This window comes from Paenibacillus hemerocallicola (assembly GCF_006265175.1).
GTDB classification, from domain to species: Bacteria; Bacillota; Bacilli; order Paenibacillales; family NBRC-103111; genus Paenibacillus_AB; species Paenibacillus_AB hemerocallicola.
In genome coordinates this window covers 143156-156174 of record NZ_VDCQ01000013.1, presented here as the reverse complement: position 1 = coordinate 156174, position 13019 = coordinate 143156, and the positions used below count along the sequence as shown (strand labels likewise).

The 13019-nt window shown below is 51.6% G+C and carries 6 protein-coding genes; all 6 read right to left on the bottom strand.

All coding sequences use genetic code 11. The features are described 5' to 3' along the window. Nucleotides 1–482 precede the first annotated feature (482 nt). Nucleotides 483–1595 (bottom strand): FAD-dependent oxidoreductase, encoded by a 1113-nt coding sequence (locus tag FE784_RS12080; protein ID WP_246131999.1) that lies wholly within the window; start codon nucleotides 1593–1595, stop codon nucleotides 483–485. Then, nucleotides 1595–3514: an FAD-dependent oxidoreductase gene (locus FE784_RS12075; protein WP_176706142.1), complete on the bottom strand. Its 1920-nt coding sequence runs from the start codon at nucleotides 3512–3514 to the stop codon at nucleotides 1595–1597. The genes FE784_RS12080 and FE784_RS12075 overlap by 1 nt, the downstream gene beginning before the upstream one ends. Nucleotides 3515–3766: 252 nt before the next feature. Then, complete coding sequence (locus FE784_RS12070) at nucleotides 3767–4813, bottom strand: LacI family DNA-binding transcriptional regulator (RefSeq protein ID WP_139602454.1); 1047 nt, start codon at nucleotides 4811–4813, stop codon at nucleotides 3767–3769. Nucleotides 4814–4936: 123 nt separating this feature from the next. Then, entirely contained in the window at nucleotides 4937–10942 is a 6006-nt protein-coding gene (locus FE784_RS12065) for an OmpL47-type beta-barrel domain-containing protein (protein ID WP_176706141.1), read from the bottom strand. 92 nt (nucleotides 10943–11034) lie between these two features. Further along, on the bottom strand, nucleotides 11035–12024 hold the full coding sequence (locus FE784_RS12060) for a Gfo/Idh/MocA family protein (protein WP_139602452.1): 990 nt from the start codon (nucleotides 12022–12024) through the stop codon (nucleotides 11035–11037). Further along, nucleotides 12021–13013 (bottom strand): Gfo/Idh/MocA family protein, encoded by a 993-nt coding sequence (locus FE784_RS12055; protein WP_139602451.1) that lies wholly within the window; start codon nucleotides 13011–13013, stop codon nucleotides 12021–12023. Before FE784_RS12055 ends, FE784_RS12060 begins: the two co-directional genes overlap by 4 nt. Nucleotides 13014–13019 lie beyond the last annotated feature (6 nt).

Sequence of the window (13019 nt, the reverse complement as noted above, 5' to 3'; positions counted from 1 at the left end):
ATTTTTTAACCTCCCGTGTCTCAACCTATGGGAGCATTATATTTGTCCGCAGGCTGCCAAGGCGATTGCGGTGGCAAGGATGGATCCCGTTTTAAAATAGGTTGAAGTTTTCATATGCGCTCCTCTTCCGCTTTAATATTTTGCTCGAATTTGTTTGTTTTTACGCAATATATCTTATAATTTGCTAACTATTACAGTCAATATGTTTACAAATTAATAATATTGAGTGAATATGAACAAATATACGGTATTTTCGCGCGATACCTGACTTGCTTTGCTAAGAAACCACCATAGCAATATCCCAGACGTTCAAGAGAGGCTTCGACTGCATTGTTGCGATCAGCCCTGCTTCCCACTAAAATGATTCAATGGGTTTCCGCCATCCTTAAAATAAAAAATCCGCGATCTACGCGGATTCCAAGCATATAAGTTCTTGTCCCTCGACACCAACTACAATAATTGACGCAAATGTGCATAAAACATTATCCGAGTTCAGGTGCGAAAGACTCCCCCGAATCTTGAGAACGTCGCCCCCAAATCTTTTCCGCAGAATGGGACAACGCAAACGCAGCAACAGCCTCCCCCAGCAGAAAGCGGTTGAGCACAGCTGTCGATTCCGAATCAGAGGAAGCCGCCAAATAACAGGGTAGCCAAGGACCAGCCAATAGCACTCCCCGGCTGCTGGAGCAAACCAAATGTCCGGCCAGCAGTTCGACTGCCGACTGGGCATCCCTACCAGCGTCACGTTCCGTCCTCTGTTCCGTTGCAAGCAACCGGCCAATGGGGGCATCACCCTCGAAAAAGCCTTCTTCCAGTTGAAATCCAGGCAACCTCCAGGCTTCCTCGGCCAAATAAATTACTTTGGCGTCTGCTCCGCCTTCGACCTGTTCACGGATAAGCCGAATTACCTGGTCAATCATCGCGAAGTAATCATGGTTCGCATTTACCGTGGCGTTGGCCTTCAGTTCGATATCCACCCGTGCCTGATTGGACGATAACGGACGAAGGATCAGCCTGTTGCCGGCGGGCAGCCGCATTTCCTTCATCCCGTTCAACGCAACAGCGCCAAGCAGCAACGAGCGTACGACCGGCTGCGAGATCTGCCTGCGGATATAACCCATATCGATGAGCCGGCCTGGTTCGTCGGTTTCAATCACTAGAGGAGCCTTCAATAGTCGGTAGCCTTCCCTCGTCCCTACGTACAGACCACCCATTTTCCCGTTTTCCTCGGCGATCCGTGCGGCCCAGCCGTGAAACAGAACATCTACCTTCGCATCCATCACCCAGCGATCGAAGATCAGTTCGGCAACCGGCGCATGAAACCCTTTCTTCTGACCCGGCCTGTCATCCATACAATTCAGAAACTCCCGTACATAAGGAGAAGCCGCATGCTCCTGATCCCGCTCGTCAAACAGTCGGCGTGCGCGCCCGATCTCCCAGCCGAGCGCATTTCTTCTTTCCACCAGCGCCACGCGTTTTCCCGCGCGAGCCATAGCCGTTGCGCTAACAAGCCCAATGAGTCCGCCACCCGATACAATAACATCATACTCGCCATAAACCGCCTTGTCTGCTTTTGTCGAATTTCTTGCATGCATCAATGTTGAACCTCCATCCTCTCGTCTTGGGGCACGGCCTTCTGCAGCAGGCGCACCTTCAACCGATGGGCCATATTCCGCGCATAGGCGCGCCCGTCCGTCATGTAGCCGTCCAGTATGACATAACCGTTGTCCTCTCCGAGCAGCACAAGCAAATAAGCAGCCGTCATCTCGATATTCCAGCGGATCGAATTATCCAGCTCCATGTTGACTTGCCAATCTTCCCCCAGACCGGGCTCGGCAAGCAACTGATACACTGCCTGCTTCACCTTAGCCAGTGTATCCGGGGGGATCTGCTCGCTTACCGCGATCAGATAGTGCAGCACGTGCAAAATTTGTGAAAATGCCGGTAGGCGCGCCGTCGGATTTCTCCGCTGCAAACGATCAAGCATCACCTCAAGGCAAGACGCCTCCTGAAGCTCCTTAAGCAAAATGAGACAGGCAATCCACCGCGGGGGAATAAAGCGCTCAAACCCGGGCGGAGCATCCAAAGCCTCTTCCTCTACCGCCCGGACCAGACAGGCCGCTCCGGCGCGGTCCCCCAGCAGAGCAAGCGCCATCGCAACGCCTCTCTGCTGCTTGCCTTCCGACTTGGTCAACGTCTCCTTGAGCAGCGGAATCGTTTTTTCTCCCGATTTCCATAACCACCATATGGCCGGTCCTTCCTGCTCAGTACCCAGTGCCTCGATCAGTCGGCGCTGCACCTCTGGCCGCCTCACCGTTTCCACTGTCCAGTTACGCTGCTCTCGCGTATCGTCGTCCAGCGTCAGCCAAGGGGCGCTCTGCCTGACAAGCTCCCCCTCCTTCAGCACGCCGCGGTTGATCAGTCGCCGCTGCAGGGCGGACACCTCGAGATCGCGCGGGAGACAGCCGGTTTGCACGCAGAGAGCCGCCGCTGTTCCGGCCACTTCGCCGACGCAGTGCATATCCGGCTGCATGCGGAAGGCCGTCGATGTGTCATGGTCCATCGACAACGCCCGGCAAGCGATCAGCAGCCCGTCCGTTTCAACTGGAACAAAGCTGCGGTAAGGCACATCGCATCCGATGCGATCCTTCCACGCGCCGATCACGCCTTCCCATATTTGCGCAAACCGACTTTCATTGGCGAGGTCCATTGCATGATTATCATAGTGGGAGTAACATCTCATTACGACATCAGCAAATCGGCGGTCCAATGCCAGGTCCTCCAGCGTCAGGACATACTGTCCGACAATGCGCCTGCCTTCGCGCACGCCAAGCTGCGAGCCGACGGCAATCAAACGATCGCCGCCCAGCTCCGGCAAATCCCAGAGCAGCTTGCGAGCTTCCAGCAAAGCGCGGGAAACATCCCTGGCGCTCGATGAGTCCACCCACCCCACGTCAAAGTTCAGAAAATCGGCGATCTCCGCTTCTTCCTTTAGATAGCGAGGGGGTAGCGAGTACGCATGCATCACGCCATCCCATTCCCGTCCGCTCTCAAAAGGGGCGTCGGCCAGCGCGCAAATATCACCGTTGCCCGTACAGTCGAGAACGACTTTCGCCCGGACACTGAGAACCTCATACGGCGACTCAAACACCACACCGGTCACTCGTTTGCCCTCCAAGATCACTTGTACCGCGAGATGATCGTACAGAATTGTCACACCGTTTTGCGCAAGCCGTTCTTCCAGGCGAATTTTTTTCGCCTCAGGATGGAAGCCTTTTACTTTACCTCCCAAATTCCCGGCAACCTCCTGGATCTCTTTATCCAGCTTCCTCTGCATGCCGGTATGGGTACCCAAATAGTAGACATGAACACCGGTATGGGTGCCCACGCCTCCGACACCGCTGCCGATTTCTGCGAGACATACCGTTGCTCCCTCTTCGGCAGCAGCAAGAGCTGCCGATACGCCTGCTGTACCTCCACCGACAACAAGTACCTCAACGTTTACTTCCTTCATGCTGTGCATGACCTCCTGTCTATCTTCAAACCTTCGTTCACTAATTTTAACTAAACTCACGATATATTTAACTTTTGTTTATCAAAATTATAATTCAATGTCGTTGAAAACTCAATAAGAAAATCGATTAACAACCTAATTAATTGAACTCGTTAACCTTGCAAGACACACTTGAACACAAAAAAGGAAGGCCTGTTCTCAAACAGAACAGGCCTTCCTTAGATTTCTCCAACGACTGAGGGTTAACAGTATTTAACGATTTACCTTGAGAGGCGCGTGCAGCGACCGGCACGAGGCTCTCTCGATTAGCCGCCCCGATATCGCCACTCGTCCAGGCAGCGGTAACACCTCACCCACTACATCCAGCAGCATCTTGACCGCGTACGTGCCGAGCGATTCCAAATCCTGCTTCATCACGGTAATGGGAGGGCTCTCTATCTGGAATGACTCCGAATCGTCAAAAACGATCATGGAAATATCATCCGGAATCTGTTTTCCAAGAAATCGCAAATGCTGCAAAACCATCAGACCGGCCAAGGAAGAAGTAGCAAAGATCGCGGTAAACTCCTGCTCTCCCAGCATTCGCAATCGGCCGTCATTCTTCTCATAGGGCGGCGACACGATCATCATATGCTTATCGCTGACGTTATGCCCAGCAGTCCGCATTGCCGAAAAATACCCGTTTATTCGCTCCGTGCTTGTCGGACTGGTGACCAGCGCAATTCGGGAATGACCCAAGCCAAGCAAGTATTCCGTCGCCTCCCTGCCGCCATCATGATTGTTCGTCATGACAGTGTGCAACTTGACGTCGCGGTCCGCAATTGTGTGATCCCCGACAAACACTAGCGGAAACTGCTGGTCAATCAGTGTATTGAACCCGTGCAGTTCCTTGCGGAAGCAGATAACAACAGCGCCCTCAACGCCGGAGTTGTATATCTTCTCGCACAATTCGTCCTCCGTGATTTGCCCGTTAGAAGCGTTTACCTCGATCATGACGACATTGCAGTTGCTTCGTGAAGCTTCCTGAATAATGCTCAATAAGGTCTCGCGGAAAAAGCCCTGACCGATGCTCTTCTGCGCGTCCTCCCCGATATAAAGCACGCCGATCGACCTTCTGCTGGCGGCTGGCTTGCTTGCAACGTCATTATCCGGTTCGGCCGGCAAATACCCAAGTTCTATCGCGACTTTGCGAATCCTGGCTTTCGTGCTTTCCGCTATGCGCGGATGATTGGACAAGGCCAGCGAAACCGTTGCCTTGGAGCATTGGGCAATATTGGCGATATCCTGCAATGTAGGCATCCATTTCGACTCCTTGCGTGTCCAGATACCTTCATTTTATGCGATTTCAGGTTAACAATCAAATGCTCCCATTGCATTTCCGGTAAACAGACAAATGGACGGTCCGGTAAGCCAAGCCACCGCTTATTGGACCTGTACAGCCATCACATCGCTGGAAGCGATGCCTGCATAATTAACAAGTTCGCCTCGATACAGGTAAGTGCCTGGCTTTCGATCCCGGAGCATCGTCACCGCAGTTTGGGCATTCGGCGAATCATCCGCAAAAACTTGATTATCAATGCGCACGCCGTTCTCATATAGATTATACGTTGTACCGTTCGTTCCCCACCACATATTCATACTGACGTCGAAGCTTCGGCGACCATCCCAGTTATTATGGGACAGGACAGGCTTGGCCGGAGTTGCTTGCGCAACGACAACGGTCAGTACATCGCTTCCGGTTGTACCGAAGGCATTAATAAGTTCGGCATAATATCGGTAAGTTCCGTTCTGCTTGTAAACCATCGAAGTGACGGCGGATTGCGCATCCGGCGAATGATCGGCAAAAATTCGGGTATCGACAAGCACCTCATTTTCGTAAAGCTTGTAAAGACTGCCGTTATTTCCCCACCACATATCCATTTTCACCGCATAATTGCCATCGGCAATCCCAGTTCCGTTAACGTTGTCCTCTGACAATACGGGCTTGCCCGGGACACCGTTGCTTTTTAGTGCAATCGTGTTTACGGTAGCCGTGGCTGTGCCCGGATTGCCTGCATCATCCACAAATTCGAATGACTTGCTGCCATTCGCAAGGAACGTATATTGGCTCAGTCCGCCGTTATTCGTCACCGTCACCGCTTCGTCGGGAACAAGAGTCGCCACGACGGGAAAATCGCTTCCATCGTTTGGATAGCTGTATGCAACCGTTGCAGTTGGCGGGGTCCTGTCGATCCGAAAGGATACCGTATTCGCAGCTTCAACATTGCCAGCGTGATCTGTCGAGCGATAATCCACCGCATAGCTCCCGCTTTGACTAAAAGTTAACGGATGGGTATACACCTGCCAAGTTGCTCCATGATCCAGGCTATACACCGACTGGACCACGCCTGGCTTGTTGTCGCCGGCACTCAGGCTTAAGGTCACAGGATTCACATACCATCCGTTCATGCCGTCAGGAACTGCAGGGCTCAGAAGAACCTCTGTTGTCGGAGCTTCATCATCTCTGTTCACATACACCGTATATGTTTTTTGCCAACCGATTTCCGATGTAACCACAATCTCGATTTGATCCGGTTCGCCGGCCATCGGGGTTAGTGAAATCGGGTAAGAGCCGCCATTCCCGCTCATTTCCGCCCCATTTCGTTTTACCACGATACTGGCCGTTCCATCGTCGAGAGTCGGGATCACGGTCAGCGTATACACCTGGCTTCCGACCGTCGCTTCATAATTGATTTGATCGGGATCAAAATCAAGCTCGATATCGCTAATCTCCAAAGCCGACAGATCTGCATTCACACTTCTTCCATCTGGTTTTATCGTTAATACTGCCGGGTAAACGGAGACAATTCCAAATTGGCCCTCTTCCGGAATGGAACCGACCTGATCCAAATAATCAAAAATCGTATTCCCGTCTATCTTCACCAGGATCCGAACGCCGTCCTCTGTATCCAACGTCCCGAATTGCACCCGATGCTCGGTGCCCGAGTCGATGATCGTGTTGGGGATCGTGATAACGCCTTCCGAAAACGACCCTGAAGGACCGAATCTTTGCAGCTCAAACTGATTGCTTTTTACAACAAACAGGTAGCTTGTCGTGCTCCAAGGTACAGTAGACGTACTTTTCGCGCGCAGCGTAAACCCCTGCCACGCATTTTGCGAAAAGTCAAACCCCGCCCGGAAACTCCAAATCGCATGATTGGATATTTTGGATTTATAACCGGCTGTAATACTGCCGCTTGGCGGAGCAAACGTAAGCACATGACTCGGACTAACGCTAATATAGTTAGGATCCGCCGCAACCCAGTTGGAGCCCTCCTTCAACAGCTCCCCCAAATCTACGATACCTTGAACCTGCCTGGATCGAAACATCTTCATTCCCTGTTTTAAACCGGCAAGGGCAATGTCTACTTGTTCCTGTGAAACTTCCGTGTCATTTGCAATGTTTTCCGCGATCAAAATCTCATACTCAAACTCGTCCATCGCCTCAGCCGGGTATTGCCCCGAATTGCTCCCGATATTGGCGCCGAGAACAAGAGACTTCGCTTCATCAATCGTATTTTGAAGTTCGTATTTGTTAGCTTCTTCCGTCATTGCGGTTCTAAAGCTGGATACTCCACCGTGATTGATCCGGACATCCGGATTCAATAGGGAATCGCTAATCGCCTCTACCTTCCAGAAGTAGTCGTATCCACCGTATTCCAGCGTATTGACAGCAATACGGTTATGATCCGCTTCGCCCTGAAATACCAGATCGGTAAGCTGTTCATCCGTCGCGACCGTCACGACGTATCGGTTGGCTCCGATCGCAGGCTCCCATGCCAACACCGTTCCGTATCCGGGAATATCAGACGACTCATTTCCGGGATAGGTCAGCTTGAAGTCCTGTATAGGCGGCATCGCTGTTCGAAGCGAATTCAGCTTAAGCCCCATTTGCCCGAAATCCGGCGGCACAAACCCGGGGATCCCGGAATTACGAGTCAATCTGAAATCATTGTGCTCCGCATCCTGGAACAGAGTCGCGTCTGTGATCTGCGTATTGCCGGAAAATACACCGGTCGGAAGCGCGGTGGCGGGCACAGTGAAATCATTCGTTTGGTAAAACAAATTATTCGTTATCGTATTGTATTTCGGCAAATGAGGCTCATCCGAAAACAAGTTTTCAAGCGTAGGAAATCTTGCCTTCCACAAATCGCTTGAGACGGGCATTTCCATGTAGGTGGTTCTTAACGTCCCGCTGGGACCAAGCAAAGCGGAACCTCCGCCTCCGCTTAAATTGACAATACCTATCGATTCCTTGGATTTAGCAATCAGATTACTGTCGACCACATGGTCTCTCCCGCCATGAATAAACACGGCGCGGTTCAGGTTGAAGAAGACATTGCTCTTGATGGTTGTCCCGCTCAGGGCATCGTCCATATAGATGGCGTGCGCGCCCTGCTTCTCATCCCCATAGACGTCATGGATCACATTATTTCGGATCATATTGCCTTGATTGGTATAATTGCGTCCGCTATAGATCGCCCCGGCATCTCTCGTTTCTTTGACAACCGCAAAGATCTCATTATTCTCGACGATGTTGTCGTTGCCGTCTATGGAAATCGCCAAATGAGGCGCCTCCGATATCGCATTATTGCTGACCGTAATCCCCACGCCGCGAGCGGAAACGGCAGGAGCGCTGGTTCTGCTGACTATACTGTACCTTGTGAAATAGTTGTTAGCGATCGTGTGATGAGCCGGAGCCAGTGTCGGACGATAACCTGCGCCGGATACAATTACGCCGCCTTTTCCGAGATTGTAGAAATCGTTGTCGGTAATGCGATTATCAAGCCCGCCCGTCATTCGGATCGCCGCACCGCCGATATTTCTGAATGTATTTCCGGTAATACGCACTTGATTGGCTGAGGTTACGCTCAATGCCGTCTGGTTCGTTTCTTCAAAGGTCATCCCTGTTAGGGTCACATTCTCGCTATTTTCTATGTTTATCAGGGGGACGTTCAATGTTGAAAATTGTATTTTCTTGTTCGAGAGATCATCAGTCGGATACACGTAGAGGAGTCCTGTATTCCGATCAAGAAACCATTCTCCCGGCAAGTCGATCTCTTCGAGCAAGTTAAAGACATAGTACCTTTTGCCGCTAGCCACCCCATAAGGAGTCGTCTCTTTCACTGTAATGGTCCGGGACTCCGTATCTATCCGGTCGACTTGCATGGAGTCGCTGTACCAGTCCCAAAACCAAAATCCTTCTACCCAAAGTTGATCCGCAAGCGTCCACTCATTCGGATCGCTCGCACTATATTGCCATGTAGCCCCGCGGATCGACGCCCCGCTCTCCTGCACGTCTCCTGTCAACGCAAAGCCTGCATTCGGCCATCTGGCAATCGTCTGCTTCACGCCATCGATGTACAGGGCCGGATTATCCGGATTCATGCTTGTATTCGGGTTGGTTCGTTGAATCTTCCCATAATCGACAATGCCCAGCGTCTTTAAATCAGCTTGCAGGATTTTATCGGCCACGCCGTCCTTCAGCCTGTTTCTGGTCGCCGGGTCCGTTACAGCCGAAAAGGTTTGAGAAGGGATGCTTTCGGCGCCTGACAAGTTCACCTGTTGCCCCGGATAGGCCCTGAAGGTTATAGGCGCGCTCGCTCGGCCGGAATCAGACGCCTGGAGCGTAAAGGTCCCATTGAAACGGTAATCGCCGCCCATTGCATAGACCGTAATGCCGCCCACAGGGAGTCCCTTGTCGCTTTTGAGTGCACGCAAATAATTTCTCGCGGCTTCGAACGTTTGAAACGGCGCATCGTACGTCCCCGGATTGGCATCGCTTCCTTGCTGGGATATATACACCCCGAATGTACGCTCCAGTCGTTGAACCAACTGCGCATCCGCTGAAGTGAACAATGGTTCTATATCGCTTACCGCTATCAGATTCCCATTGCTCCAGAGCTTTTTGTCCAGCGCAACAGCTACAGCCTGCAAAGAGACATATTCCATCCCGTTGATTTGAAGGGTCGGAACCGAAGGGTTCCCCAGGTATTGGATCACGAACTGTTCAGGAACGAGCACTTCGCTTCCCTGTTTGACAGGGAGTATCGTATCATCATCAGAATCCAGCCGGACCCGGGTACCATCCACATATACGGCTGAAGAATGGTTGGAAAATATAATCCCGTTCGGCACATTGGCTTGCAGATCGTCCAGATAATCGATTTTATTCAACTCGTTTTGTGTGAGAAGCTGTTGAAAGCTTGCCATGGCTTCCGTACTGTACTCTTCAATCGTCAAATCGTCCAGAAACATACTGCTTGCCGTATCATTTCCGGGCCCGTCAAAATGAAAAACAATCCCTTCGATTTGTTGCGCTGAATAGGTCAAGGGCTGCCCGGATACGACAATTGAAGTGCCGTCGTCGTTTCCAACATAAATATCCTGCTTGGCATCCATTAAATCAATGACCATACCGATGAAATATTCCTTGCCGCTCTCCAAAAAAAACGGCAGGGGCGTAGTGGTCCCGTCTCCCAGCAGCTCTACTTGTCCCGAAGGACTTAGCTTTAGCTGTGAAACCGGATTTTCCTCCGCACTAGAGTCGATAATTGCGGGAAACGCATCGCTGGTACCCATAGTAGACTGGATATCCAGTTTGTATCTGATCAGCACCTTGGTGTTTTGATAGGGACTTGAAAGGAATTTCTTTAAATAGAAGACATTTTGCCCCGTGCCCGCAGACTCAATATGCAATCTTTGACCGAAGACCTCCGCTTTATATCCAGCGCCGAGAGCAGCCGCATTGCTTTCCCAGCCGTCAGCATCTTCAGGCACCTCCCAACCATCCGTATAGATAAAAGCTTCATTCAGCTTGTTTGGATCCCACTTGGGCACATCGAAAGTCCAATTGGACAAATCTCCGCTTAGCAAATGGTCTGCTATCACATTATCGTTGCTGTCGGTAATCCGGATATCCGCGACGGCAAGCGTCCAACTGCTGTTGTCGTAGTATCCGGCGACGCTGACGCCAACCTTTCCGCTTGTATATTTCGTGTCAGTGACCGAAATGACCTCCGCCTCATCAACATATACCTGGATGAAACCGTTCTTCGCGGCAATCCTGTAGTCTACAGTCGTTCCAATTGCCGGTTTTGGAACAACGGCCGTCCTCAAGGCTGTGTAGCCCCCATTTATTTTTTTGTATAAGTTTAACGCGCCCGTACCGCTGTGCAGACTCAAATAATAAGTATTATTTTTGTCCTGGTAGCCAAAATAGATTTCGTAGCGTGCCCAGTTTTTGATAGCTTCCGGCTTTACCTTTAACTCCAAAACCATGTCCGACAGGGAAAAGGGGTCGTTATAAACGCCGGTCGCGCTTGCTTTCCCTACAGAATCGAGCACTAGCCACTCCTTTTGGTTCTCATCCGTCGTTTTATGCCACATACTCTTTTCCGCTGCCCATACGTTCATGGAAACGGGAGAAGAAAAATGAATCTCCTTCTCTCCGTCCTTCTATTTCACGGATTCCATTTCTTTCAACCGGAGAAAACGACCGGCTTTTTCTGTCTCGCTGCCTCATACGCAGCAAGCGCCACAACGGTTGCTTTCAGGCCGTCCTCACCGTTAATCGGCACATCCTCTTGTGCCAACAAGGCGCGAACAAAGTCCTGAATCATCAGATCATCCGAGGAATCTCCCCAATAGCTCCACTGCGCCTTCATTTTGTCATCACCGTAAATGTGATTGACCTGGCCAAATCCGTCAACCGAGAGAACACCCGACGAACCTGTGATTTCCATAACGACATCCCAACCCATAGGGGCAGATTTCGTGCGCGACCAACTCGTATCGATAATGCCAATAACGCCATTTGCAAACTTGACATGAACAAGTCCGGCATCCTCTACCTGAATGTCGTGGAACAGCGTTCCCGCCTCGCCGTACACTTCTGTCACATCGCTGTCTACGAACCAGTTCATCAAGTCCATGACATGAACGGTATGGTCCATTATCGCTCCGCCTCCGGACAAGGCCGGATCGATAAACCACCCACCCGGCATCGTGCCCCGGTTCATGCCCTTAATGGCAAGAATATCCCCGATGGCACCTGCTTCAATTGCTTTTTTGGCTTCGACGACAGGGGACAAATACCGGCAAGGAAATGCCGTCATCAGTTGTACCCCGTGCTCCCGACAAACCCGGACCATCTGTTCCATCTCCGCTCTGCTCACCCCGAGCGGCTTCTCGCACAGGACATGCTTGCCGGAACGGGCGGCTTCGATCGTGAGCGCGGCGTGGCGGGAATTTTCCGCACAGATGACAACTGCGTCAATGTCCGTGCCGAGCAACTCGCGATAATCGTCGTAATACGTTATGCCATCCTGCCGCACAATCCGCTCCACCCTACTTCTCTCCTCGTCAAACAGACCGGTGACTGCAACCTGCGGGATCGCTTTCAGCGCGTTCAAATAACTATAGGCATGACCATGGGCAAATCCGACCATCCCGACCCGAAGTGTACTCACGTTCCGCTCCCCCTCTCTTCCAACTGAACAGGCATTCCGGAGCGAATCGATTCTATAGCCGCCATAGCGACCTCCATCGCTTTCAAGCCATCCTCGGCAGTAACGATCGCTTCCTTGCCCTGTTGGATGCACTCGATAAAATGCAGCAGTTCTTCATAATAAGGGTCATGTACGGCCGGACTCTCGTGGATGGAAACATTTTGGTAACCCGCAGTGGGTGGATTCGTATTTTTCCAGATCTTTAGAGGGGATGCCTCTCCCGTATGAAAACGAATCATTCCTTTCCTCCCGGTTGCTTCGATCGCCGTCGTGAAGGGACCCGGATATCCCCAATGGCCCTCAAGGTTAGCGATTACCCCATTGTTGAACCGCAAGGTTACCAGCGCATAGTCTTTGTTTTCCGTCCTCCGGCCCATGGCGAATACGGTGGAGACATCGCCAGCCAGACCGCGAACATAATCGATATCATGGATCAGCAAATCCATGATAACCCCGCCGCTCTTGACCGGGTCCGCGTACCATCCGCCGGGATACGTTCCGAAACGTTTGGTATGGATCAAGCCCAGACTCCCGATAACACCAGCATCCACATTCCTTTTGATATCCCGATAGCTGGGAAAGAAACGTACGACATGGGCAATGAAGAGCCGGACGCCATGCTGCCGGCATGTCTCGATCATCTCCTGCGCATCCGCCAGGCTGGAAGCGGCCGGCTTCTCGCAAATGACATGGATGCCCAGGCTGGCTGCCTTTACGACAAAGGCTTTATGTAAGTGTGTCGGGAGGCACACACTGACCACATCCGGCTTTACTTTTGCAACCATCTCATCAAACGAGGTAAAAGCTGTTGTTTCTCCAATATCCGCAACCGGATTCGCCAGTTCGGGCTGAATATCGCACACGCCTACCAGGTTCACGTGGGGCATTCGGGTATAGTTGCGGACATACAGTCTCCCCAATCCCCCGCATCCGACAACAGCCATTCTCATAGTACG